Genomic DNA, 24,377 nt, shown 5'->3' on the forward strand with positions numbered 1-24,377 from the left:
AAATGATCGTCATTGTCGCGCATAGCGCCGTTTCGACCAAGGGGCTGACTTGCAGCCCTCCGAAATCAACGCGGTTTCAAGTCCATCCGGCGCAGGTGGCAAGTCACTTCCTCACGGTCGTGATACAGCTGCTTGCAGGCAATCGATACCCTGATCTTGCGCGTCTTGAACGTCGCCTCCATGCGGTCGAGCAGCCGGCGTACTTCGGCATACCGCTGTTTCATCGGCAGCTTCAGGTTGACCACCGCCTCGCGGCACAACCCCTCGCCCAGCCAGGTTTCGATCAGCGAGGTGGTGCGCGCCGGCTTCTCGACGATGTCGCACACCATCCAGTCCACCGGCTGTTTCGGCTGCCAGGTGAAACCATCGGCCATCAGGTGCTGCACCAGGCCGGTGTCCATCAGGCTTTCGGCCATCGGCCCATTGTCGATCGCCGTCACCAGCATGCCCCGGCGCACCAGCTGGTAGGTCCAGCCACCCGGCGAGGCGCCCAGGTCGACGCCGGTCATGTCATCGCCCAGGCGCTGTTCCCACTGCTCACGCGGGATGAACTGGTGCCAGGCTTCTTCCAGCTTTAGGGTCGAACGGCTGGGTGCCTCGCGGGGGAACTTCAGCCGTGGGATGCCCATGGGCCACAGCGCGCTGTTGTTGCCTGGGGCAAGGCCGACAAACACCCGCCGGCCGCTGATGAAGGTGAGCAGCAAACGCGGGCGGCTGGTGTCATCGACCAAGCGGCCGGCCTTTTCCAGGGCCTTGCGCAGCGGCACTTCGAACTTGCGGCAGAAGGTGGACAATTCCTTGCCTTCGTTGCTGTCCAGCACTTCCAGCCACAGGCTGCCAAACACCGGCAAATCGGCCAACTGCGCCAACAACACACTGATGCGGTCGGTCTCCGGCAGCTCGACATAACCACCACGGGCCCACTGCCGCGGGAAAATCAGCTCGTTGAACCGCAGCGCCCCCATCAACCGTTCGGCACCGCCGTCTTCGGTACAGACAAACTCGGTGCTGGCACTGTGTGGCTTGCCTTTGGCATAGCCGGCAATGCCCAGTCGGGCAGCATGTTCGCTGATTTCGGCGCAAACCTCGCCCTCGAAACCGGGCCGGCAATGCATGAACAGGGTATTCATCTCTCACTCCACTACGGCGGGCGCGCAACAGGCGCCGGCAGGGCGGCGATGATAAAGGAAGATCGGAACCTGCGACACGCCCCGCCGGTCCAGAAAAGGGTCAGGGGCCGCAAAGCGGTCTAACCTGACCTTTCAGCCAGGTCCGTACCGTGCGGATCGAAACAGAGCGGTGACACCGGCAGACCTCGAGTAATTGCCGGGCACCGGCGCAGAAGGAGTTGGCAATGCCCTCGCTCGACAGCCTGAACACCCTCAAGACCCTCCAGGTCGGCAACCAGACCTATCACTATTTCAGCCTTACCGAGGCCGCCCGCCAGCTGGGTGACCTGCAACGCCTGCCCATGTCGCTGAAGGTGCTGCTGGAAAACCTGCTGCGCTGGGAGGACGGCCATACCGTCACCGGCGACGACTTGCGCGCCCTTGCCCAGTGGCTAAGCGAGCGACGCTCTGACCGCGAGATCCAGTATCGCCCGGCGCGGGTGCTGATGCAGGACTTCACCGGCGTGCCGGCCGTGGTCGACCTGGCCGCCATGCGCGCAGCCATGGCCAAGGCCGGCGGCGACCCGCAGCGGATCAACCCGCTGTCACCAGTGGACCTGGTGATCGACCACTCGGTAATGGTCGACCATTACGGCACGCCGCAGGCCTTCGGCGAGAACGTGGATATCGAAATGCAGCGCAATGGCGAGCGTTATGCCTTCCTGCGCTGGGGCCAGAGCGCCTTCGACAACTTCCGCGTAGTGCCGCCGGGTACCGGCATCTGCCACCAGGTCAACCTGGAATACCTGGGCCGCACGGTGTGGACGCGTGAAGCCGATGGCCGCACCTACGCCTTCCCCGACACCCTGGTCGGTACCGACTCGCACACCACCATGATCAATGGATTAGGTGTGCTCGGCTGGGGTGTCGGAGGTATTGAGGCAGAGGCGGCCATGCTTGGCCAACCCGTGTCGATGCTGATCCCCGAAGTGATCGGCTTCAAGCTGACCGGCAAACTGCGCGAAGGCATCACTGCCACCGACCTGGTGTTGACGGTCACGCAGATGCTGCGCAAGAAAGGCGTGGTGGGCAAGTTCGTCGAGTTCTACGGCGACGGCCTGGCCGAACTGCCCCTGGCTGACCGTGCGACCATCGCCAACATGGCGCCGGAGTATGGCGCCACCTGCGGTTTCTTCCCGGTCGACCAGGTAACCCTGGACTACCTGCGCCTGTCGGGCCGCCCCGAAGCGGCCGTGCAACTGGTCGAGTACTACTGCAAAGCGCAGGGTCTGTGGCGCCTGCCGGGCCAGGAGCCGTTGTTCAGCGACAGCCTGGCACTGGACATGCACGAGGTCGAGGCCAGCCTGGCCGGGCCCAAGCGGCCACAGGACCGTGTGGCACTGGGCGAGGTGCACCAAGCCTTCGACCACTTCATCGAACTGCAACCCAAGCCATTGGCCAAGGAAGTCGGCCGCCTGGAGAGCGAGGGCGGCGGCGGCGTAGCGGTGGGCAATGCCGACCTGGCGGGCGAGATCGACTACAGCCATGAAGGCCAGACCCACACCCTGCGCGATGGCGCGGTGGTGATTGCCGCGATCACCTCGTGCACCAACACCTCCAACCCCAGTGTGATGATGGCCGCCGGGCTGGTGGCGAAAAAGGCTCTGGAGAAAGGCCTGCAACGCAAACCCTGGGTCAAAAGCTCTTTGGCGCCAGGTTCCAAGGTGGTCACCGATTACTTCAAGGCCGCCGGGCTCACCCCCTACCTCGACCAGTTGGGCTTCGACCTGGTCGGCTATGGCTGCACCACCTGCATCGGCAACTCCGGCCCGCTGGACGAAGCGATCGAGAAAGCCATCGGCAGCGCCGACCTCACCGTAGCCTCCGTGCTGTCGGGCAACCGCAACTTCGAAGGGCGCGTGCACCCACTGGTCAAGACCAACTGGCTGGCCTCGCCGCCGCTGGTGGTGGCCTATGCCCTTGCCGGCAGCGTACGCCTGGACCTGACGCGTGACCCGCTGGGTACAGGCAACGATGGCCAGCCGGTTTACCTGCGCGACATCTGGCCAAGCCAGCAGGAAATTGCCGGAGCCGTGGCCAAAGTCGACACGGCGATGTTCCATAAGGAATATGCCGAAGTGTTCGCCGGCGATGCGCAATGGCAGACCATCGAGGTACCACAGGCCGCCACCTATGTGTGGCAGCCCGACTCTACCTACATCCAGCACCCGCCGTTCTTCGACGGCATCGGCGGCCCACCGCCACGGATCGCCGACATCCAGGGCGCACGGGTGCTGGCGCTGCTGGGCGACTCGGTGACCACCGACCACATATCGCCGGCTGGCAACATCAAGGCCGACAGCCCAGCCGGGCGCTACTTGCGTGAACAGGGGGTGGAGCCGCGTGACTTCAATTCCTACGGCTCGCGGCGTGGCAACCATGAAGTCATGATGCGCGGCACCTTCGCCAACATCCGTATCCGCAACGAAATGCTGGGGGGTGAAGAAGGCGGCAACACCCTGCACATACCCAGCGGCGAGAAGCTGTCGATCTACGACGCGGCCATGCGCTACCAGCAGGAAGGCACCCCGCTGGTGGTGATTGCCGGCCAGGAATACGGCACCGGCTCAAGCCGCGACTGGGCAGCCAAGGGCACCAACCTGCTGGGGGTCAAGGCCGTGCTGGCGGAAAGCTTCGAGCGTATTCACCGCTCCAACCTGGTGGGCATGGGCGTGCTGCCGCTGCAGTTCAAGGCCGGTGACGACCGCAAGCAACTGGGGCTGACCGGCAAGGAGCAAATCGATGTGCTGGGTTTGAATGGCGCGCAGATCCGCCCGGGCATGAGCCTGCCCTTGCGCATCACCCGCGAGGATGGGCAGCAGGCGCAGATCGAGGTGCTGTGCCGTATCGATACCCTGAATGAGGTGGAGTACTTCAAGGCAGGGGGGATTTTGCATTATGTGCTGCGACAGCTGATTGCCGGCTAAGTCAGCCCTGCCTGGGGCCACCGCACAGCGGCCCCAGGCAGGGCTGGCATGCCTGCAATCGTTCACATTAAATAATCATTCAATAAAACCAGTCCCTTGCCGATACCTGTCGAAAGCCTTGCGGACTATCAACCCATGCGTAACAACCAGCCGATTACCCAGAGAGAACGGACTTTCCCTGCCCAGCAGCGGTTGATCTCCACCACCAATGCCAAGGGTGTGATCACCTACTGCAACGATGCCTTCATCGAAATCAGTGGTTTCACCCGCGAAGAGCTGACCGGTGCGCCGCACAACCTGGTGCGTCACCCCGACGTGCCGCCCGCCGTGTTCGCCCATATGTGGCAAACGCTCAAGCAGGGCCAGCCGTGGATGGGCATCGTCAAGAACCGATGCCAGTCTGGCGACCACTATTGGGTCAACGCCTATGTCACGCCGATCTACGACAACAACCAGGTCGTTGGCTTCGAGTCGGTGCGGGTCAAGCCCACCACCGAGCAGATCCGTCGCGCCGAGGCGCTGTACCAGCGCATCAACCAGGGCAAGCCGCCAGTACCGCGCCGTGACAAGTGGCTGCCGGTGTTGCAGGACTGGCTGCCGTTCATCCTGATCAGCCAGGCAGGCTTCCTGATCGGCAACTGGCTTGGTCATTCCTGGGGCTTCGCCTTGGCCGCCGGGCTTTCCATACCATTGGGCTTGCTCGGCCTGAGCTGGCAGCAGCGCGGCCTCAAGCGCCTGCTGCGCTTGGCCGAACAGACCACCTCCGACCCGCTGATCGCACAGATGTTCACCGATAGCCGTGGTGTACAGGCGCGCCTGGAAATGGCCATGCTCAGCCAGGACGCCCGCCTGAAAACCTGCCTGACCCGCCTGCAGGACAGTGCCGAACACCTTAGCGAGCAGGCACGCCAGTCTGACGCCTTGGCACACAAGAGTTCCTCGGGGCTGGAGCGCCAGCGGGTAGAAACCGAGCAGGTTGCCGCAGCCGTCAACCAGATGGCCGCCACCACTCAGGAAGTGGCCAACCATGTGCAGCGCACCGCCGACGCCACCCAGGAAGCCAACCGCCTGACCAGCCAGGGACGGCAGATTGCCGGGGAAACCCGCGATGCCATTGAGCGCCTGTCGGCAGCGGTGGGTGAAACCGGCCAGACGGTTACCCAACTGGCCAAGGACAGCGACGAAATTGGCGGCGTGGTCGATGTGATCAAGGGCATCGCCGACCAGACCAACTTGTTGGCACTTAACGCGGCGATCGAAGCGGCACGCGCGGGGGAAATGGGCCGTGGTTTTGCCGTGGTGGCTGACGAAGTGCGCCAGCTGGCTCAGCGCACTGCAGAGTCCACCGGTCAGATCCATGGCCTGATTGCCAAACTGCAACAAACCGCCAGCAACGCCGTGCTGACCATGGAAACCGGCCACCGCCAGGCGCAGGAAGGCGTCGACCGGGTGATGCAGGCTGACGAGGCGCTGGTGGGAATCAGCGAAGCGGTAGCCAACATCACCGACATGGCCACCCAGATTGCTGCAGCCACCGAGGAGCAGACCGCAGTGGCTGACGAGATCAGCCGCAACATCAGCACCATTGCCGAACTGGCCGACCAGACTGCCGAACAAGCCCTGCACTCGGCACTGCTCAGCGAAGAATTGACCAGCACGGCGGGGAGCCAGTACTCGCTGGTGGAGCGCTTCAACCGTTAAGGCCTGGTACAGGCTATCCCTGTGGGAGAGGGCATGCCCGCTCCCACAGGGACCGCGCAAGCCTGATTTTCTGCGTTACCAGTCCAGCCGCAACCGGCTTTCGAAATACCGCTCTTCCCCGCTCAACGGATCCTTGAAGCGCAGGCTCTGCGCCAGCAGTTTCAGCGGCCGCTGGTAGTCATCTTCTTCGTTGAGCAACTGCGGATAGAACGGGTCATTGCTGATCCCCGCCCCCAATGCCGCCATGTGCACGCGCAATTGGTGGGTCTTGCCGGTTACCGGCGACAACCCATAACGCCACAGCTCACCGTTTTTCTCCAGCACCTCGGCCAGGGTTTCACTGTTCGCCTCCCCTTCTACCTCATGCATGCGGAAAAACGGCTCGCCATGCACCAGCCGGCTTTTGTGTACCAGCGGATATTCATGCTGCGGCATGGCCGCAGCAATGGCCTGGTAGCGCTTGTCGATACGCCGCTCGGGGAACAAGCGCTGGTAGGCGCTGCGGCTGTGCGGGTTGGCAGAAAACAGCACAAGCCCGGCGGTGTGCCGGTCGATGCGGTGCAGCGGCACCAGGTGCGGGTTATCCAGGCGACGGATCAGGCGGCGCAGCAAAGTCTGCTCGACGTATTCACCGGTCGGCGTCACCGGCAGGAAATGCGGCTTGTCAGCCACCACCAAGTGCTCATCCACATGCAGCACCGTTTCCTGCACCGGGATCGGCCGTTCGTTCGGTACTTCTCGGAAATAGTGCAAACGCATGCCGCGCTTATAAGGCAGTTCGGCAGCGACCGCTCGCCCCTCGGCATCCAGCACCCGGCCACGGGCGAAGCGGTCGAGCCACTGGGCGCGATCGATGGCCTGAAAATGGTCACACAGGCAATCGAGCACCGTCGCCCAGTTACCAGGGGGCAGGCACACCGTGCTGGCTTGCTGGCGGGCGGGGTCGAAAGGCGTGGTCATGGCAGGGCTCGAAACGTTCACGGCCGCGCATTATCCCCCAAGCCCGCGTCCTCAACCAGCCTGGTCTATTGCCTCGCTGCGCTCCTTCAGCCAGCGCAGCACCTGCACCGGCTCCCAGCGGCCAGGGTCGTAGAGGGCATACAGCAACCCTTGGTAGCCCACCACATCAAGCCCACGGTGGTAACCGGCACGCTGGAACAGGGCCTCGACCTCGGCGAAACAGGTATTGAAGTGGACCTTGCCGAACGGGGTACGGTCATCGGTGACCAGGCCTTCGAGGCGCAGTTCCAGCACGGCATCGGCCACCCGCTCGACGGGCATGCGGTTGACGCTGTACTTGAGTTGCTCGACGTTGAGCATGGGTTCACCTCGATACTGTATTTATATACAGCATACGAACATCCCCTTGCCGCCGTCAATGCGCTTCATTGCAGCCCCGGCAGGTAGCGACCGCCTTTATGAATGGTCAACACCTCCCGACGCGGCTTACCGCGTGACACGGACAAATGCACCCAGTCATCGAACTCCAGGATGAGCTGATCGAAGGGCACGGTACTTTCCATGATTCGACGCACGGTTTCCCGAGGGGTAACTTCGATTACCGTGAAGTCTGCCGCCAGCCCCTGCACATGCTGGCTGTTCGCGGCGCCGCCGATCAGCCGATTGACCCTCTCGCTCCGAAAACCGCTGCTGACGATGACTGGCATTCCGAACATTGCGCGCACTTGTTCCAGCGCGCAGCACAGCAATTGCAGGTTGGCCCTGGCCTCGGGTGGGGGGATGTTACTGAATCCGTCCCTGGCGGCCAGCTGTGAAACGATCATTTCATCAAGCGTGAAATGCGGGGTGATCAACATGGCGAGGCTCCCGATGGCTGAATGTAGGCACCGGATCATCAGCTCACATTCATCGCCTTGGAGCAGGGATGCAGCTCCCCTGGCGCCATCACTGCGCGAGAAACGCTACCACCTGTTCGGCATCGAATGGCCAGTGCAGTTCGCCGCCGTTGTCACAGCGCCGCAGCACCGGAATGATCAGGCCATAACGCTCGAACAGGGCCTCGTTCTCAGCGATGTCGACCAGCTCGACCAGCAGGCCATGATCGACGAAGGGCATCAGCACGGCCTCGGCCACTTCACACAGGTGGCAGCCGAGGGTGCCGAACAGTTGACATTCAGGCAGCATGGGGTACGTTCCGGTTTGGCTGGGAGAAACCTATTCTAGGTCCGTCCGGCCATGCGTGCACCTGACCTGACTCAATCCTGGCTGGTGGCGCCAATGCGGTGCAGTGACAGGTCCGCGCCCTGGAACTCCTGCTCGTGGCTCAAACGCAGGCCATGCAGCGCGCGGATTGTCGCGTAGACGGCAAAGCCACCGGCCAAGGCCACAACCACGCCCATCAGGCTGCCCAGCAGCTGGCTGACCAGGCTGACACCGCCCATGCCACCCAGGGCCGTCTGACCGAACACGCCACAGGCAATCCCCCCCCAAACGCCGCACAGCCCGTGCAACGGCCACACACCCAGCACGTCGTCGATCTTCCAGCGGTTTTGCGCGGCGGTGAAGGTCCAGACAAACAGTGCGCCCGCCGCCAGGCCGGTGGCAAGCGCACCAATCGGGTGCATCAGGTCGGATCCGGCGCAGATCGCCACCAGGCCGGCCAACGGCCCGTTGTGCAGGAAGCCCGGGTCGTTGCGCCCGGCCAGCAAGGCCGACAGGGTGCCACCGACCATGGCCATCAATGAGTTGATCGCCACCAGGCCGCTGACGCCCTGCAACGTCTGGGCGCTCATGACGTTGAAGCCGAACCAGCCAATGATCAGGATCCACGAACCCAGCGCCAGAAAGGGAATGCTCGACGGCGCAAACGCCACCAGCCGGCCATCGCGGTAACGCCCGCGGCGCGGGCCCAGCAACAGCACCGCCGCCAGCGCCAGCCAGCCGCCCATGGCATGCACCACCACAGACCCCGCAAAGTCATGGAACGGCGCGCCGAAGCGTGCCTGCAGCCAAGCCTGCACGCCAAGGTTGCCGTTCCACACCACACCTTCAAAAAACGGGTAGATGAACGCCACGATCAACGCCGTGGCGCACAGCTGCGGCACAAAGCGCGCACGCTCGGCAATGCCACCAGAGATGATCGCCGGTATCGCCGCCGCGAACGTCAGCAGGAAGAAGCACTTGACCAGCGCATAGCCATGGTCGGCAGCCAGTGTCGCAGCTGGCTGGAGGAAGTTGACCCCATAAGCGATCCAGTAGCCTATAAAGAAGTACACCAGCGCCGAGATGGCAAAGTCGCTGAGGATCTTCGACAAGGCGTTGACCTGGTTCTTGTGGCGCACCGTGCCCACTTCGAGGAACGCGAAGCCGGCATGCATCGCCAGCACCAGAATGGCACCCATGAGAATGAACAGGGTATTGGAACCGTGGACCAGGGAGTCCATCGCGCTGTGCATGTTTTCCATGAAATAGGCAGACCTGCTGAAAAAGGCACCAGGACAGTTCAAGAACCTGCATCCCTGCACCGAATCGGTGCCGGCCCCCTGCCCTGTTTCGGTGAGCCGGGCGGAGCCTGCGTGGTTTTTTCTTGGGTTTGTCGTGGATTGGGTTAAGGTTTATCGGTATTCGCTGCGCGGGCGCCCTGAATCGGCGCAAGGCACGGCGGCGGCGCCCCGCAACGTGGCAAACACTTAGCAAAGCCCATACCAGCGCCGGCACTTGAACCTTCCGCGCGTGCTATCACTCGAATGACCAACATTCATCGACAGGGAGAGACCCATGGCCAGCAAATCGGCAAAGACTGCACAAGAGATATTGATGGCTGACTTCCAGGCCTTGGTGCGTGACACCGAGAAACTGCTGGCCGACACCGCCAACCTGGCAGGCGACCAGGCCGACGAATTGCGTGAGCAGATTCACGATCGCCTGGCCCAGGCCCGCGAAACCCTGCAACTGACCCAGGACTCGGTGCGCGAGCGCGGCCAGGCCGCGTTGGGCAGCGCCGAACAGTATGTGCAGGAAAACCCGTGGCAGGCGATCGGCATCGCCGCCGGCGTCGGCCTGTTGATCGGCCTGCTGGCCAACCGGCGCTAAGGGGTTCCCATGGAGAATGACGCCAACGGCGCCGGCGCCTCGGGCAGGCGCCTGGGCGCAGCCACACTGGGCCTGCTGCACAGCCACATCGAACTGTTCGGCATCGAGTTGCAGGAGCAGAAGGGGCGCACCTTGAGCCTGCTGCTGTTCGCCGGCCTGGCGCTGGTATTCGCCCTGCTGCTGCTGACGGCGCTGTCCGGGCTGTTGCTGGTGCTGCTGTGGGACAGCTATCGCCTGGCCGGCATCATCGGCCTGTGCGTGTTCTATGGCATTGCCGCGCTGTACTGCGGGCTACGCCTCAAGGCAGCGGTATTCGACGAGTCATCGCCGTTCGGCGCCACCCTCGAAGAACTTGCCAAGGACCGGGAGCGCCTGTTGCCATGAGCCTGCCAGAACTGCCAAACACGCGTAACCCGCGTGAATTGCGCAAGGCGCTGCTGCGCCTGCGCATGGAAATGCACCGCCAGGAAATCCGTCACGAGTCGGAGCAACTGATGGAACCGCTGCGCCGCGTGCGCGGCGTGGGCAGCTCGCTGCACGATGGGCTGGGGATCAAGCATGCGCCCTTGTGGGGGATTGGCGCCGTGGTGGCACTGGGCTTCCTCACCGGCAAAGGCGTGCGCAGCGGTAACCTGACGCGCCTGGTGCGGCTGGGGACCAGCCTGCTGCCGCTGGTGCGCCTGTACCTGCAAGGTAGCCGCCGCCCCTGACCCCTGAATGACCCGCTCCCACCCGGGGGCGGCTCAAAATCAAAGCATTCCGTTATCAATCATAACGACAAACAGACGTTTGAAACAAAAGCCTTATTTACTTATCTAAAGCCGTTATCACTTCACCCCATTGGTCCGCAGCGTGCAGGTTTCCGGCTGACATACAGTTATTGTGGTAATGAACTGCATACTTCAAACGCAAGGCTTGAATCAGCTGAGTATTTCCATGCAAATAGGTGCCAAAAATAAATGCCAACATGGTTTGAGCCGGAACCATCCCATAATGCCTAACCAAATCAGGCAAGACAGCATTAAGCACATACACGATCCCGGGGTTCTTATGCCCCACATAGGAGTCTTCCGACTTCCTGTTCAAATATTCAATCTCGCACGGGTGAAAAGGGTATGTAGCCGTTATTGATGCAACCGTTTCTCCGCATGAAATTATCCGATCATACTGCTCAATCACAAACCAATAAACATCCTGCTCAGTCGGCAGGTGTGGAATGATAGCAATTGCCGCCCTGGCCATCATGCTATTCAGCTCATCAGCATTCGCTGGCATCCTCTCCAACTCAACACCACACAGCCTTAGCTGTTGTGATGATTGAACCGACTCTTTCGCCTCTACATGCTTGTCCTCTTTGAATTCAACGGCCTTTTTAACTACACCTTCTTTTTTCTTTCCTTTGAAAAAATCTAGCCAACCCACCCTGTCAACCCCTTGCTATACATTATTGATAATTTCATGCTGCTACCGCTCTATACCCATTCCATTGAACTGACGGGCCAGATGCATCGCGTAATTATCAGTCATTCCACTGACATAATCCAAGACCTGCATGATAGCTGCATAATCCCTTGAAACACCCGTGCTATTGCCCAACGCGTCAAGGTCAAGTCCTAAAAGGTCCACGACCCTTTTTGTCTTAGAATCGGCAACACCACCGCTGCTGACGACGTTCAAGGCAGCCGTACAGCTTACATTCAGCAGGGTGGCAATTGTGCTATACGCCCCAATCTCTAACTCCACCTTACGCGGATGCTGGAAAATTTCTTCTCGGGCAAGGACCTTGGCCGCACTGACGCAATCACGCACATTGTTACTGCACAGTTCCAATATACCAAGTGCGTTCCCGGCCATAATCTGATCATAATTACCCATAAATGCAGCCACCCCGGCATCTACAAAGGCCGAAATGACTTTGCCGCGGGCCATCGACAGTCTACGCCCAACTTTCATGCCCTGCGTTTCTTTGGCCAACTGGCCCCGCTGTTGCTCATCAAGGACGAGGCACAAAATATCAAAAACCTTGTCCCATTCGAGAATGCCCATCTCCACACCATCCTCCAAGTCAAGAATGGCATAGCAAAAATCGTCTGAAATCTCCATCAAGTTAGCTAACGGATGGCGGCAACGCCAGCCGTCACCAAGCTTCAACAACCCCGTAGCATCCGCTACCTCATCGAAAAAACCAAGCTCCGAGCAGTAGACACCGTATTTACTTTGAATAGGTCGCCACTGATTGACTGCATCACCAGCCATCCAGGGATACTTTATAAAAGCGCCCAATGATGCATAGGTTAGACGCATCCCCCCATCGTGTGGGTGATACTCTGAGGTGGTTAAAACCCGGAACCCTTGGGCATTCCCTTCAAATCTACGAAAATCAGTAGCTTCATTGAAAGGCAAGTGCTCAATCATCTTCGCGCCCACATCATAAGTGAACCAATGACGTATGGCCTCTTCACCTGTGTGTCCGAATGGCGGGTTGCCAATATCGTGAGCAAGGCATGCAGTCTGTACGATATCTCCAATGTCTGAGGCTGAATAGTAATCGGGAATCAGCTTTTCCTTCAAAAGCGCCTGCCCAACTCGGACGCCGAGCGTCCGGCCTACGCAAGCCACCTCCAAACTATGGGTCAGGCGATTATGCACATGGTCATTGGTCGCCAGAGGATGTACCTGAGTCTTTCTTGCAAGGCGTCTGAACGCACCGGAGAAGATGACTTTATCGTGGTCTGAGTGGAACGGGGAACGACCAAGTTCCGACTTCGGGGGCCGCCCACCCAAGCGAGTGGTATTCAACAACTTATCCCAACTCATGGATCCCATGCACCCCTCCTCGCAGCGTTTAGCTTACCTACAACGATAGACCATTTTTTTGAATATTTAAAGCCTCACGGTGGCGGCCAAAAAATACCGCAATTCCGGGCTTTCCATCCCGTAGAGTTCAACAAAGCCGGTAACTTCACTCTGCCTGGCAATCATGATTGTTTCTTTACTCACTCGGTCGTAAGTATAAAAAGTAGCCTTAACCATGATGGCATCACCCAACGCGGTGTCAGACCTACCAAAATACTTATTCTCCTACGCTTCAAAGACCACGCCGCCATTCATTTCTTTAGTCTGACCAAGCCACCGATAGCCCTCATTTTCCATTACGACATTCTTTTTTACTACTTTTAAATCAAGCAGACTCCCACTCACAACCACCTCCTGATCGAGATTGACAACCACCACACTCACAAAAAACTTATCAACTTGATGGTAATAGGCCAGCGAGGAAGGGGCTTAACGCAACTAATAAGAGGGGCGGCGATTGCACCACTGATTCCTATGCAGTACGCCAAACCGACCGCTGACTAGTATTCATCCTTGTCTCCGGGCGTGCATGCCTTGCCCCCACACCGAATGGAGGCGTTTAGCCAGTATCCCTAAGCTTGGCGACCTGAGCAACCGTTCAGACCGATGGTGTCAAGTGAAAAATTGCAACAGGATGACTTCTGCAGGTATCGAGCGAAGCGTCTTGAGAAAAAACAGCCAACCGGGCTACGGATGAAAAAAGCTATTTACCCTATAAAAATCAATCACATAGAAAATTATGAGTTTGGTTGCCAAATTGAACGGCGATGACCTGCCGGAAACCTACCGCCAGCTCGGCCCCCGCGACTCCCGCCGGCGCAAGCTGGCGATTCTGTATAGCAAGGCCATCGAGCACCTGACCAACGCCGCCGCCCACACCTTCGTCAAGCAGCAGCACGCCTTGCTGGCCGGGCAACTGGCGGGCGGCCCGGTCGAGCACATGCACGGCCCGGCCAACGGCATCGGGGGTAGCCTGGGCCTGGCCCGGCGCTGCCCCACTTATTGCGGGAAACTTCCTACACAAACCGGCGGCAAACTAAACAACACCAATAAAAATCAATGAAAAGTTACCAAATTCGTTTTGACATTGAGTTGAATGCGCCCATTTCGTAGCCCGTTTTGTTTTATCTTGTAAGCCATTTCCCATATAGGGCTAACAACCCTTCCTCGCATGCCCGACGGCTTCCAACTGCGATAAGGTGCCACCTGTCACCCTCACACGACCGCAGGGAAGTTGAACATGCACTCCATATTTATTGTTGACGACCATCCGGTCATCCGCCTGGCCGTCCGAATGCTGCTGGAAAACCAGAACTACAGGATTGCCGGCGAGTCGGACAACGGCGTGGACGCCATGCAGATGATCCGCGAGAGCAACCCCGACCTGGTCATCCTCGACATCAGCATCCCCAAGCTGGACGGCCTGGAGGTACTTTCCCGCTTTCAGTCGATGGCCCTGCCCTTGAAGGTTTTGGTACTGACCGCACAGTCCCCGGCATTGTTTGCCGTGCGCTGCATGCACTCAGGTGCCGCGGGCTATGTGTGCAAGCAAGAAGACCTGAGTGAACTGCTCAGTGCAATCAAGGCTGTCCTGGCGGGTTATAACTACTTCCCCAGCCAGGCAATCAATAACAACCAGGCTACGGGTACCGATTTACACCTTTTCCGCCAGGTGAATGACCGCGAACTGATGGTACTGCAACTCTTCGCCCAAGGCCGTAGCAACAAGGAAATTGCCAAAGGCATGTTCCTCAGCAGCAAAACCGTCAGTACCTACAAAAAGCGCCTCATGCACAAGTTACAGGTCAACACGCTGGTTGACCTGATCGAGATGGCCAAGCGCAACGCGCTTGTCTGAAGGTGGTCATGGCCCGCTCTATCACCCGCCTTCTGCTCACCCTGCTGCTGTTCAGCGGCGCGACACAGGCTACCTATCACGATGCGTCGTCGTACACGTTGCTGGCACGGTCATCGGCCGGGCCGGCCCAGCTCATGCTCACGCCCGAACAACGCTTATGGCTCGAAGGCCGTCAGGAACTGGTACTGGGGACGTCGGCACCCGACTACCCGCCGTTCGACATCACCAGTGGCGGCCGCGATTACCAGGGCCTGACCGCCGAGTACGCAAACCTGATCGGCAAGGCCCTGCAGCTACCTGTCCGGGTGCTGCGCTTTTCCAGCCGGCAGGCGGCGGTGGAGGCGCTCAGGCAGGGTGATATCGACTTGCTGGGGAGTGCCAATGGCTACGAAGCGGCCAGCGACGGCCTGGCGCTGTCACACCCGTATGCCGTCGATCAACCGGTACTGGTAACGCGCGAAGATGAAAACCGGGCGATGGACACGGACCTGACCGGCATGCGCCTGGGCATGCTCTACCACTATCTGCCCAAACAGGAAGTACGCAACGCCTACCCCGAGGCCGAGCTGCTGGCCTTCGGCTCTTCCAGCCAGGCACTGAATGCCGTGGCGTTCGGCCAGGCCGACGTGTTCATCGGCGACACCATCTCCACGCACTATCAGCTCAACCGCGGCCACCTGCCACGCCTGCGCATGGCCAACTTCGGCAAGCACGAGGCCATCGGCTTCGGTTTTGCCTTACGCCAGCAAGACACACTGCTGATGGCGCTGGTGAACGTTATCCTCGACAGCCAGACCCCGGCCCTGCGCGCCAGTATTTTCAAGCGCTGGAGCGCTGGCAGCGACCAGTTGCTGAGCGACCGCCAACTGCAATTGAGCGAGGCTGAACAACAATGGCTGCAGCAGCATCCGGTGATGCGCGTGGCGATTGATGACTCGGCAGCACCACTCTCCTATTTCGATGGTTCGGGGCATTTCCGCGGCATCACCGCCGACCTGCTGGAGCTGATTCGCCTGCGCACCGGGTTACGCTTCGAAGTACAGCGTGCCAGTGGCATTGCCGACATGATTGCCCGCCTCAAGGATGGCCGGGCAGATGTCATCGCCGCATTGGCCAGCGCAGGGGCGGCAGGGGACGACCTGCTGATCAGCCGCCCCTACCTGGAAAGTGCCTATGTGCTGGTCAGTCGCAAGGGCAACCAGGCACTGAGCTCACTGGAACAGCTGCAGGGGCATCGCATCGCCATTACCCGCTACAGCGCCATGGATGCCATGCTGTCCCGGTACTATCCGCAGATTGCCTGGGTTGAAACCGAAAGCGCGTTCTACTCCATGGCATTGCTCAACAGCGGTGCCGTCGATGCAGTGATTACCACGCTGATCGATGCCAATCACGCCTTGGCCAGCAATCCCGATCTGGTGATCCGTTCGTCGGTCGGCAGCGAACCCGCCAGCATTGCCATGGCCACCACGGCCCCGTCACCGGCCCTGCTGTCGATCCTCGACAAAGCACTGCTCAGCATCTCACCGGAGGAACTGGGGGTTATCAACAACCGCTGGCGCGGCTTTGGCCGGCACGAAGATAGCAACGCCAAAGGCTACAGCCGCCTCGCCCTGCAGGTGGTGCTGGGCACTGCACTACTTTTGCTGCTGGCCTTGCTCTGGAACGCTCGCCTGCGCCTGCAGATTCGCCAGCGCCACCGCGCCGAACGCGCGCTGAACGACCAACTGGCATTCATGCGCGCACTGCTCAACGGCACCCCCCACCCCATGTATGTGCGTGACCGCGAGGGCTGCCTGAAAAGCTGCAACTACAGCTACCTGGAAGCCGTGCAGGCCCGGTCCGATGAGGTGATTGGCAAGCAGCTCGAAAACAGCCTGTTCACCAACACCGAGCAAACACGTCAGATCCACGCCGACTACTTGAAAGTCATGGCCGCCGGCTCACCGTTGATCGTGGACCGTCCCCTGCAAATCAAGGGGCGCGAGCTGACCATTTATCACTGGATTCTCCCGTACCGCGACTCGCTGGGCGAGATACAAGGCATCATCGGCGGCTGGATCGACATCAGCGATCGCCGCCAACTGGTGCTGGAGCTGCGCCAGGCCAAACAACAGGCCGACGATGCCAACCGCGCCAAGAGCACTTTCCTGGCCACCATCAGCCATGAAATACGCACGCCGATGAATGCAGTGATCGGCATGCTCGAACTGGCGGTCAAGCGCGCCGACCAAGGTCGGCTGGACCGTGGCGCACTGGAGCTTGCCCACCATTCGGCCAAAGACCTGCTGGGTTTGATCGGCGATATCCTGGATATCGTGCGCATCGAGTCCGGGCACCTGACCCTGGCCCCGGAGGCCGTTGACCTGGCAGCGTTGGTGGAGTCGGTGGGACGCATCTTCGAAGGCCAGGCGCGACAGAAAGGCTTGGCGCTGGAGGTGACGATCGAGCCAGCCGCGCGCTGCCATGCGTTGCTCGACCCCTTGCGCTTCAAGCAGGTGTTGTCCAACCTGGTCAGCAACGCCATCAAGTTCACCGAGCATGGCCAGGTGCGTATCAGCGCCGACCTGCGGAGCAACGGCGCCAACACACCCACAGCACTGCAACTGGAGGTGCGTGACAGTGGCATCGGCATCCACGCGGACGATTTGCAGCGCCTGTTCAACCCGTTCGTCCAGGCCAACCCGCATAGCCAGGGCGCACGCGCAGGTACCGGGCTGGGCCTGACCATCTGCCGCAACCTCTGCGAAATGATGGGCGGTGACCTGACCATCAAGAGCCTCGAAGGGGTCGGCACCCAAGTCTGCCTGAAAATGCCGCTGCAACAGGTTGATGCGCAAGCGCAGCCAGCACCTCTGATCGAAAAACTTGATGTGCCCGACCCGCGGTTGAACGTGCTGGTGATCGACGACCATCCGGCCAACCTGCAGTTGATGGCGCAGCAGCTCGCTTACCTGGGCCTGGAACATTCCAGCGCCCGCGATGGCCGAGAAGGCCTGACCATCTGGCGGGCGGGCAACTTCGATGTGCTGGTGCTTGACTGCAACATGCCGCACATGAACGGCTACCAACTGGCGACGGCCGTGCGTACCGAAGAGCGCCATGGCAACCGGTTACGCTGCACCATTCTTGGCTACACCGCCAATGCACAGCCAGAAGTACGCCGCAAGTGCCTGAGCGCCGGCATGGACGACTGCCTGCTCAAGCCCATCAGCCTGAGCACCCTCAGCCAGCGCTTGGCCGGCATCAACCCGCGCCGGCAGCGAATGCGCCGACGCACGCTGTATCACCTGGATGGCCTGGCTGCAGTAGTCGGGCATGACCCCGCCGACCGCCAGCGTTTTCTCCAGACCTTGCAGCAAAGCCTGCGGGCCGATATTTCCACCTTGATGGAGCTGGACCCAGAGCACGACGCCGAGGCCATTGCCGAACAGGCCCACAAAGTACTCAGCGCCGCGCGCATGCTGGAAGCGCCCGACCTGATGGCCGCCTGCGAAGCACTGGAGGCCGGCGGCATGCCTACTGTCCAGTTGCGCCTGCGGCGCCAGGCATTGGCGCGGCATATGCGCCGGGTTGAGCGGGCTCTGGCCAGGGACCTCGGGAGTGGCGGTACTGTGGCATAAGCATGCGCTCACAGGAGAGACGACAAGCAGTTTGATTTTCTAATGAGAAGCATTAGCATGCTGGCATTTTCAACCCATGCCCAGAGAGTCCCAGCAAATGCCAAGCCCGCACGACATCGGCGAGCTCTACATCCAGCACCATAGCTGGGTGGTGAGCATGCTCCGGCGCAAACTGGGCAACCGTGACCAGGCACTGGACATGGCCCAGGACACCTTTGTCAGGCTGTTACGCAGCGAGATGCCTTCGTTGCTGCGCGAGCCCCGGGCCTACCTGGGGACGGTGGCCAACCGGTTGTGCATCCAGCATTTTCGAAGGCAAGCACTGGAGCGGGCTTACCTGAACAGCCTGGCTCTGCTGGAACCGCAGCATCAACCCGACGAAGAGACCCGCCTGCTGGTACTGGAGGCACTGGATGCAGTAGGCCAGGTGCTGGACGGCCTTGGCAGCAAGGTGCGCGAAATCTTCCTGCTTTCGCAACTCGACGGCTGGACCTACCCGCAAATCGCCGAGCACCTTGGGCTGACCACCAACGTGGTGCAGAAGGCCATGCTCAAGGCCTACCGGCATTGCTACGCTGCCGTGTACGGCTCATGAATACGCAGCCTTGCAGCGATGCCCAGGCGCTCGACCCCGAGGTGGTGGAGCAAGCCATGTTGTGGATGGTGCGCATGCAATCCGGGTTGAGCAGCCAGGACGAACGCATGGCCTGCCAACAGTGGCGCCAGCAAAACGCCGAGCACGAGCGGGCCTGGCAACGCCTGAACGGTATTGGCCAAGGCCTGCGTGAAAGCACCCATGCACTTGACGCGCCCAATGCACGGCAGCTGCTGAACGCGCGCACCCAGCTCTCGCGGCGCAATGTACTCAAAGGCATGGCCGGGGTTGCCGTCGTGCTCGCCACGGGCCAGGCCATACGCCAACGTAGCCTGCTGCCAAGCATATTCAGCGACTATGCAACCGCCACGGGTGAACGGCGCAGTTGGGCCTTGGGTGGCGGGTTGAACCTGAAGCTGGATACGCGCACCACCTTGGACAGCGAAGTACTGGCCAATGGCAGGCTGCTGACCCTCAACAGTGGCCGGGTGCTGATTGAGCTGAGTTCATCCGCATCCGTGCGTGTGGCCACACCTGAAGCCTTGATACGACCTGCAGCCGGATCAAGCCTGATGATCAGCCGCGGCCTGCCGGGTGCCGTCAGTACCCGGGTGCAGTTGCTGCACGGCGAGGCGCTGGTCGAGCAAGCACAAGGGCAACGCTTCGAATTGAGTGGCGGCTGGCAGCAGGCATTCGGCATTGACCAGGCAGGGCCTGCCACCCCCCTAACCGCCGCTGCCAGTGCCTGGGTTCAGGGGCAGTTGCTTGCCGAACGCATGCCGCTTGGCGAGCTATTGGCCGAGCTTGACCGCTACCGCCCTGGTTTCTTGCGCTGCGACCCAGCCATTGCGCCTTTGTTGGTCAGTGGCGCGTTTTCCATCGATCAACCAGAGGCAAGCCTGGACTTGCTGACCAAGGTGCTGCCTGTGCGAGTACACACAGTCTTCGGCTACTGGGCAAACGTGCTGCCTGCGTGATTTTTTTGAAAATCGCAGGCAGGTTTTGCCCGCTCATGCATCAAGACAAGGGAAAGGCGCTGACTCCACAGCGTGAAGCCAACCTCCACCCGCCAAGGATTGTCTCGATGTACAGCCCCCCCACCCCGCTCGTCGCTGCCATGCGTCCCCTGCTGCTCGGCATCACCCTTGCTGCCATCACGCCGTCGCTACTGGCAGCAGAAGCCAAGGCCGAGTTCAGCGCTGCCAGCGCTTTCGATATTCCGGCCGGCCCCCTGGACAATGCGCTGGGGCAATTTGGCCAACAGGCCGGCGTGATGGTTGCCGTCGACTCGCAACTGTCGCAGGGGCTGCGCACCGCAGGCCTGCAAGGTCACTACCAGGTGGCCCAGGCCTTGGCCCTGTTGCTTGAGGGCACCGGGTTACAAGCGGTGATGACCAGTGCCGGGCGTTATCGGCTAGTTGCACGCGCAGGTGATGCCAACGCGCTGGAACTCGACGCCACCAGCGTTCAGGCTGACAGCTATCGGGATGACCCTTTAGGCCCCGGTGACGGCTACATCGCACGCCGCAGCACCACGGCCACCAAAACCGATAGCGCCTTTCTGGAAACGCCTCAGGCCGTCTCGGTGGTAACCCGCGAGCGCCTGGACGACATGGGTGTGCAACGCCTGGATGAAGCCTTGCGCTACACCTCCGGCGTGCGCTCCGACTCCGGCGGCGCCAGCAACGCCGCAGATAACATCTTCCTGCGCGGCTATGCGGTGTCCTTAACCTACAAGGATGGCCTGCGCCTGCGCCCGCTGGGCTTTTTCGGCATGTTCGCCGAAGAACCCTACGGCCTGGAACGCGTGGAAGTGCTCAAAGGCCCATCCTCGATCCTGTATGGCCAAAGCGAGCCTGGCGGGCTGATCAATACAGTATCCAAGCGCCCCACCGATTACGCCCGCGGCGAGGTTGGCGTGTCATTCGGTAGCGACCACCGCCGGCAGTTGACCTTCGACAGCAGCGGCCCGTTGAGCGAAACGCTGAGCTACCGCCTGGTTGCCCTTGGGCGTGAGGCGGATGGCGTCTACGACCACACCGCTGACGACCGCACCTACGTCGCACCCAGCCTGACATGGAAGCCCAGCGATGCCACCAGCATGACCTTGCTGGCGGCCTACCAGAAAAACAAGGCACTGGCCCCCAGCAACATCCCTTGGGCGGCAGTGAACGGCAGCAGCCCCTATGGCCGGGTGCCAATGGAGCGCTTCATTGGTGAGCCGTCGTTCGATTTCGAAGAGGTCGAAAGCAGCTCGCTGGGGTACGAGTTCCGGCATGATTTCGACGAAGTCTGGACCTTCCGCCAAAACGTCCGGTACAGCACCTACGACAACCAGGAAAACTACCTGGCCAGGGTCAGTGGCCTGGTCACTGGCAGCGATGGCGCCCCCAACGCCTCGATCAACCGCAATTACCAGCTCCGCCACGCCTACGGTGACCACCTGGCGCTGGACAACCAGCTGCAGGCCCGCTTCGCGACAGGGCCGGTCGAACACACCGCACTGGCCGGCGTCGATTACAGCTGGAGCAAGTCGACACGCAACGAAAAATGGGGTGATGCCACACCGATCAATGTCTTCGACCCGGCCTATGGCGCACCGGTGGACACCTCGGCCTACACCGCCTGGGTCAATACCCGGCAACGCACCACCCAGTTGGGTTACTACTTCCAGGACCAGCTGAAGTACCAGCAATGGGTGCTGACCCTGGGCGGGCGCCAGGACCACGCCAGAACCCGTACCACCGACCGCTGGACAGGCCAGGAAACCGCCGACCAGGACTGGGATGCCTTCACGGGCCGGGCAGGCCTGGTCTACCTGTTCGACAACGGCCTGGCACCGTATATCAGCTACGCCGAGTCATTCAACCCCGTCGGCGGCAGCACCTCGCCAGCCAGGGGCAGCAAGCCGTTCGACCCGGAAACCGCCAAGCAGTACGAAGTGGGCGTGCGCTACCAGCCGCCTGGAAGCGACACGCAAGTCACCCTGTCGGTCTATGACCTGCGCAAGCAGAACGCGACCACGACTGACCCGCAGAACACCAGCTACAGCATCCAGACCGGCGAAACCCGTTCACGCGGTGTCGAGCTGGAAGCCATTACCACTGTCGCCCAACAGCTCAAGCTGACCGGTTCGCTGTCTTACAGCGACGTTGAGATCACCAAGAGCAATGCCGGCGACGAAGGCAAGCACCCGTACAAAGTGCCCGCTCGGCTGGCCTCGGTGTGGGCTGACTACAGCGTGCCGTTCGACCCACTTCAGGGCTTGAGCATTGGCGTAGGCGCGCGCTACACCGGGTTCAGCTATGGCGACAGCATGAATACCTTCAAGGTGCCCGCTTACACGCTCTACGATGCCGCCGTGCGTTATGACCTGGGGCACCTCGATGCCAGCCTGCAAGGCGTCAAGGCCAGCGTGAACCTGAAGAACATCACCGACAAGTACTATGTTGCATCATGCTTCTTCGCCCTGGCCTGCAACATGGGTGAGGGGCGTACTGTCGTGGCCGAGGTGAGCTACAACTGGTAGACTGCGCGGCGTTATTACCTAAGAGGATTGTTTCATGGCCACAAACCGCTCCCGTCGTCTGCGCAAGAAGCTGTGTGTCGACGAGTTTCAGGAATTGGGCTTCGAGCTGAACCTGGAATTCAAGGAAGATCTGGATGACCAGGCAATCGATGCTTTCCTCGATGCGTTCCTGGAAGAAGCCATGGACGCCAACGGCCTGGACTATGTAGGCGGTGACGATTTCGGCCTGGTGTGCTCGGTCAAACGCGGTTCGGTCAGCGAAGAACAGCGCGCCGCCGTAGAAGCCTGGCTCAAGGGCCGCAGCGAACTGACCAAAATCGAAGTCAGCCCGCTGCTGGACGCCTGGTACCCGGAAAAGCCGATCAACAAGGCTGAGTGATACTTGCCTGTTTGATCGCTGAAAAGGCCACCCTCAGGGGTGGCCTTTTTTATTGCCGGTACGTTTTATCCGCTGTGCTTTTCCGTCGAACGTGGCACATCATCGCTGCGCTTGGGGCATAATGCGTACTCTTTCGTCCTGGGGCCATCATCTCTTACAGCCCCAATGCCCTTTTCCCTCGCTGCAGGGTATTTATTCATTATGATCAAAACGCTTCGTCCCCTCGTTCTTGCCGGCCTGCTGTTGCCACTTGCCTTGCCCAGCCACGCCGCCGCCGTCAATACCACCCTGCCTGCCAAAGTGCAGCAGGCGCTCAAGGCCAACAAGCTGCAAGACACCGCACTGTCGCTGGTGATGCTGCCGCTGGACGGCCCCGGCACACCCACCGTGTTCAATGCCGATGTTTCGGTAAACCCGGCCTCGACGATGAAACTGGTCACTACCTATGCCGCCCTCGAACTGCTTGGCCCCACCTTCCAGTGGAAAACCGAGTTCTACACCGACGGTACCCTGAGCAACGGCGTGCTCAACGGCAACCTGTACCTCAAGGGGGGTGGCGACCCGAAACTGAATATGGAAAAGCTCTGGCTGCTGATGCGTGACCTGCGCGCCAATGGCGTGCGCACCATCACAGGAGACCTGGTGCTGGACCGCAGCCACTTCGTGCAGCCCAACCTGCCGCAGTTCAACGATGACGGTGGCGATGAGAACAAGCCATTCCTGGTCAAGCCAGACTCGCTGCTGGTCAACCTCAAGGCCCTGCGCTTCGTGGCCCGCAACGATGGTGGCAAGGTCACCATCGCCGTCGAGCCACCGATTGCCAGTATCCGCATCGACAATCAGGTCAAGGCTGTGGCCTCCAAGCAGTGCACAGGCGATGTGCGCTACAACCCGGTGCCTCAGGCCGATGGCATCAGCGTAACCGTCAGCGGCCAACTGGGTGACGGCTGCAACTCGCAGACCTACCTGTCGCTGCTCGACCACCCGACCTACGCCGCCGGTGCCGTGCGCGCGATCTGGAACGAGCTGGGTGGCAACATCCAGGGTAGCGACCGCATCGAGAACGTGCCCAAGGGTGCACGCCTGCTGGCCCGCGCCTTCTCGCCAGACCTGGTGGAAGTGATCCGCGACATCAACAAGTACAGCAACAACACCATGGCCCAGCAGTTATTCCTGAGCCTTGGCGCACAGTTCCGCACCGATGCCGACGGCGACGACGCCCGTGCCGCACAACGTGTGGTGCGCCAGTGGCTGGCGAAAAAGGGCATTACCGCGCCGCACCTGGTCATGGAGAACGGCTCTGGCCTGTCGCGTGCCGAGCGGGTCAGCACCCGGGAAATGGCCGAGATGCTGCAGGCTGCCTGGAAGAGCCCTTACGCTGCCGAATTCATGAGCTCGATGCCGCTGGTGGGCATGGACGGCACCATGCGCAAGCGCCTCAAACGCACCGCCATGACGGGTGAAGGGCACATCAAGACCGGCACGCTGAACACCGTGCGGGCAATTGCCGGCTTCAGCCGTGACAGCAACGGCCATACCTGGGCGGTGGCAGCGATTCTCAACGACCCGAAACCGTGGGGCGCTTCGCAGGTGCTCGACCAGGTGCTGCTCGACCTCTATCGCCAGCCGAAGCTGGCTGGCAGCACCGCAGCCAACTGATGGGTTAGGCAGTCCCGGCCCTTTCGCG

At 60.9% G+C, this 24,377-nt stretch carries 20 protein-coding genes and 1 pseudogene; 13 read left to right on the top strand and 8 right to left on the bottom strand.

Annotated features, from left to right (window positions below; genetic code table 11):
- Positions 1–65 precede the first annotated feature (65 nt).
- The gene (gene rlmM, locus QQL85_RS20215; protein ID WP_284356507.1) at positions 66–1,130 is read right to left on the bottom strand and encodes a 23S rRNA (cytidine(2498)-2'-O)-methyltransferase RlmM; all 1,065 of its coding nucleotides are present in this window, start codon (positions 1,128–1,130) and stop codon (positions 66–68) included.
- A 224-nt stretch (positions 1,131–1,354) separates the two neighbouring features.
- Here rlmM and acnA point away from each other — a divergent pair, with 224 nt between their 5' ends.
- Positions 1,355–4,096, top strand: coding sequence for an aconitate hydratase AcnA (gene acnA, locus QQL85_RS20220; protein ID WP_284356508.1), 2,742 nt, complete (start codon positions 1,355–1,357; stop codon positions 4,094–4,096).
- 135 nt (positions 4,097–4,231) lie between these two features.
- On the top strand, positions 4,232–5,797 hold the full coding sequence (locus tag QQL85_RS20225; RefSeq protein ID WP_284356509.1) for a methyl-accepting chemotaxis protein: 1,566 nt from the start codon (positions 4,232–4,234) through the stop codon (positions 5,795–5,797).
- A gap of 75 nt (positions 5,798–5,872) precedes the next feature.
- Here QQL85_RS20225 and QQL85_RS20230 read toward each other — a convergent pair whose 3' ends face one another.
- The 5 genes from QQL85_RS20230 to QQL85_RS20250 form a co-directional block, all read right to left on the bottom strand.
- Positions 5,873–6,757, bottom strand: coding sequence for a pseudouridine synthase (locus tag QQL85_RS20230; RefSeq protein WP_284356510.1), 885 nt, complete (start codon positions 6,755–6,757; stop codon positions 5,873–5,875).
- A gap of 51 nt (positions 6,758–6,808) precedes the next feature.
- Complete coding sequence (locus QQL85_RS20235) at positions 6,809–7,117, bottom strand: transcriptional regulator (RefSeq protein ID WP_284356511.1); 309 nt, start codon at positions 7,115–7,117, stop codon at positions 6,809–6,811.
- A gap of 65 nt (positions 7,118–7,182) precedes the next feature.
- Complete coding sequence (locus QQL85_RS20240) at positions 7,183–7,614, bottom strand: D-Ala-D-Ala carboxypeptidase family metallohydrolase (protein ID WP_284356512.1); 432 nt, start codon at positions 7,612–7,614, stop codon at positions 7,183–7,185.
- Positions 7,615–7,702: 88 nt separating this feature from the next.
- Entirely contained in the window at positions 7,703–7,942 is a 240-nt protein-coding gene (locus QQL85_RS20245; protein ID WP_019096182.1) for a glutaredoxin family protein, read from the bottom strand.
- 71 nt (positions 7,943–8,013) lie between these two features.
- Complete coding sequence (locus QQL85_RS20250; RefSeq protein ID WP_284356513.1) at positions 8,014–9,222, bottom strand: ammonium transporter; 1,209 nt, start codon at positions 9,220–9,222, stop codon at positions 8,014–8,016.
- 313 nt (positions 9,223–9,535) lie between these two features.
- Here QQL85_RS20250 and QQL85_RS20255 point away from each other — a divergent pair, with 313 nt between their 5' ends.
- The 3 genes from QQL85_RS20255 to QQL85_RS20265 are packed head-to-tail and all read left to right on the top strand — an operon-like array spanning position 9,536 to position 10,560.
- Positions 9,536–9,850 carry a DUF883 family protein gene (locus QQL85_RS20255; protein ID WP_198750075.1) on the top strand — a complete coding sequence of 105 codons (315 nt, stop codon included), beginning with the start codon at positions 9,536–9,538 and terminating at the stop codon, positions 9,848–9,850.
- 9 nt (positions 9,851–9,859) lie between these two features.
- A complete protein-coding gene (locus QQL85_RS20260) occupies positions 9,860–10,234 on the top strand; it encodes a phage holin family protein (protein WP_284356514.1) in 375 nt (124 codons plus the stop codon).
- Positions 10,231–10,560: a hypothetical protein gene (locus QQL85_RS20265; protein ID WP_284356515.1), complete on the top strand. Its 330-nt coding sequence runs from the start codon at positions 10,231–10,233 to the stop codon at positions 10,558–10,560. The genes QQL85_RS20260 and QQL85_RS20265 overlap by 4 nt, the downstream gene beginning before the upstream one ends.
- A gap of 97 nt (positions 10,561–10,657) precedes the next feature.
- Here the strand turns inward: QQL85_RS20265 and QQL85_RS20270 are convergent, their stop codons facing one another.
- Positions 10,658–11,272 carry a hypothetical protein gene (locus QQL85_RS20270; RefSeq protein ID WP_284356516.1) on the bottom strand — a complete coding sequence of 205 codons (615 nt, stop codon included), beginning with the start codon at positions 11,270–11,272 and terminating at the stop codon, positions 10,658–10,660.
- Positions 11,273–11,314: 42 nt separating this feature from the next.
- The gene (locus tag QQL85_RS20275) at positions 11,315–12,676 is read right to left on the bottom strand and encodes a deoxyguanosinetriphosphate triphosphohydrolase (protein WP_284356517.1); all 1,362 of its coding nucleotides are present in this window, start codon (positions 12,674–12,676) and stop codon (positions 11,315–11,317) included.
- A gap of 784 nt (positions 12,677–13,460) precedes the next feature.
- On the opposite strand from QQL85_RS20275, the pseudogene QQL85_RS20280 reads away from it, so the two are divergent.
- The 8 genes and pseudogenes from QQL85_RS20280 to dacB form a co-directional block, all read left to right on the top strand.
- Positions 13,461–13,661, top strand: a pseudogene (locus tag QQL85_RS20280) (deoxyguanosinetriphosphate triphosphohydrolase); the annotation flags it as partial.
- 285 nt (positions 13,662–13,946) lie between these two features.
- Positions 13,947–14,564 (top strand): response regulator transcription factor, encoded by a 618-nt coding sequence (locus tag QQL85_RS20285; RefSeq protein ID WP_284356518.1) that lies wholly within the window; start codon positions 13,947–13,949, stop codon positions 14,562–14,564.
- 8 nt (positions 14,565–14,572) lie between these two features.
- Positions 14,573–18,187, top strand: a complete 3,615-nt coding sequence (locus QQL85_RS20290; RefSeq protein ID WP_284356519.1) for an ATP-binding protein — start codon at positions 14,573–14,575, stop codon at positions 18,185–18,187.
- A 97-nt stretch (positions 18,188–18,284) separates the two neighbouring features.
- Complete coding sequence (locus QQL85_RS20295) at positions 18,285–18,782, top strand: sigma-70 family RNA polymerase sigma factor (RefSeq protein ID WP_284356520.1); 498 nt, start codon at positions 18,285–18,287, stop codon at positions 18,780–18,782.
- Positions 18,779–19,759, top strand: a complete 981-nt coding sequence (locus QQL85_RS20300) for a DUF4880 domain-containing protein (RefSeq protein WP_284356521.1) — start codon at positions 18,779–18,781, stop codon at positions 19,757–19,759. The genes QQL85_RS20295 and QQL85_RS20300 overlap by 4 nt, the downstream gene beginning before the upstream one ends.
- 107 nt (positions 19,760–19,866) lie before the next feature.
- Positions 19,867–22,311 carry a TonB-dependent siderophore receptor gene (locus tag QQL85_RS20305; protein WP_284356522.1) on the top strand — a complete coding sequence of 815 codons (2,445 nt, stop codon included), beginning with the start codon at positions 19,867–19,869 and terminating at the stop codon, positions 22,309–22,311.
- Positions 22,312–22,345: 34 nt separating this feature from the next.
- Positions 22,346–22,690, top strand: coding sequence for a YggL family protein (locus QQL85_RS20310; RefSeq protein ID WP_003248695.1), 345 nt, complete (start codon positions 22,346–22,348; stop codon positions 22,688–22,690).
- Positions 22,691–22,891: 201 nt separating this feature from the next.
- A complete protein-coding gene (gene dacB, locus QQL85_RS20315) occupies positions 22,892–24,349 on the top strand; it encodes a D-alanyl-D-alanine carboxypeptidase/D-alanyl-D-alanine endopeptidase (protein ID WP_284356523.1) in 1,458 nt (485 codons plus the stop codon).
- Positions 24,350–24,377 lie beyond the last annotated feature (28 nt).

The sequence above is a fragment of the Pseudomonas putida genome (assembly GCF_030159595.1).
Lineage (GTDB): Bacteria > Pseudomonadota > Gammaproteobacteria > Pseudomonadales > Pseudomonadaceae > Aquipseudomonas > Aquipseudomonas putida_AC.

What these genes read in the sequence shown, in the direction of transcription:
- QQL85_RS20230 (WP_284356510.1), bottom strand. Translation starts at nt 6,757, where the DNA reads ATGACCACGCCTTTCGACCCCGCCCGCCAGCAAGCCAGCACGGTGTGC.
- QQL85_RS20265 (WP_284356515.1), top strand. Translation starts at nt 10,231, where the DNA reads ATGAGCCTGCCAGAACTGCCAAACACGCGTAACCCGCGTGAATTGCGC.
- QQL85_RS20250 (WP_284356513.1), bottom strand. Translation starts at nt 9,222, where the DNA reads ATGGAAAACATGCACAGCGCGATGGACTCCCTGGTCCACGGTTCCAAT.
- QQL85_RS20300 (WP_284356521.1), top strand. Translation starts at nt 18,779, where the DNA reads ATGAATACGCAGCCTTGCAGCGATGCCCAGGCGCTCGACCCCGAGGTG.
- acnA (WP_284356508.1), top strand. Translation starts at nt 1,355, where the DNA reads ATGCCCTCGCTCGACAGCCTGAACACCCTCAAGACCCTCCAGGTCGGC.
- QQL85_RS20235 (WP_284356511.1), bottom strand. Translation starts at nt 7,117, where the DNA reads ATGCTCAACGTCGAGCAACTCAAGTACAGCGTCAACCGCATGCCCGTC.
- QQL85_RS20285 (WP_284356518.1), top strand. Translation starts at nt 13,947, where the DNA reads ATGCACTCCATATTTATTGTTGACGACCATCCGGTCATCCGCCTGGCC.
- QQL85_RS20290 (WP_284356519.1), top strand. Translation starts at nt 14,573, where the DNA reads ATGGCCCGCTCTATCACCCGCCTTCTGCTCACCCTGCTGCTGTTCAGC.
- QQL85_RS20245 (WP_019096182.1), bottom strand. Translation starts at nt 7,942, where the DNA reads ATGCTGCCTGAATGTCAACTGTTCGGCACCCTCGGCTGCCACCTGTGT.
- dacB (WP_284356523.1), top strand. Translation starts at nt 22,892, where the DNA reads ATGATCAAAACGCTTCGTCCCCTCGTTCTTGCCGGCCTGCTGTTGCCA.
- QQL85_RS20240 (WP_284356512.1), bottom strand. Translation starts at nt 7,614, where the DNA reads ATGTTGATCACCCCGCATTTCACGCTTGATGAAATGATCGTTTCACAG.
- rlmM (WP_284356507.1), bottom strand. Translation starts at nt 1,130, where the DNA reads ATGAATACCCTGTTCATGCATTGCCGGCCCGGTTTCGAGGGCGAGGTT.
- QQL85_RS20255 (WP_198750075.1), top strand. Translation starts at nt 9,536, where the DNA reads ATGGCCAGCAAATCGGCAAAGACTGCACAAGAGATATTGATGGCTGAC.
- QQL85_RS20295 (WP_284356520.1), top strand. Translation starts at nt 18,285, where the DNA reads ATGCCAAGCCCGCACGACATCGGCGAGCTCTACATCCAGCACCATAGC.
- QQL85_RS20225 (WP_284356509.1), top strand. Translation starts at nt 4,232, where the DNA reads ATGCGTAACAACCAGCCGATTACCCAGAGAGAACGGACTTTCCCTGCC.
- QQL85_RS20305 (WP_284356522.1), top strand. Translation starts at nt 19,867, where the DNA reads ATGTACAGCCCCCCCACCCCGCTCGTCGCTGCCATGCGTCCCCTGCTG.
- QQL85_RS20260 (WP_284356514.1), top strand. Translation starts at nt 9,860, where the DNA reads ATGGAGAATGACGCCAACGGCGCCGGCGCCTCGGGCAGGCGCCTGGGC.
- QQL85_RS20310 (WP_003248695.1), top strand. Translation starts at nt 22,346, where the DNA reads ATGGCCACAAACCGCTCCCGTCGTCTGCGCAAGAAGCTGTGTGTCGAC.
- QQL85_RS20275 (WP_284356517.1), bottom strand. Translation starts at nt 12,676, where the DNA reads ATGGGATCCATGAGTTGGGATAAGTTGTTGAATACCACTCGCTTGGGT.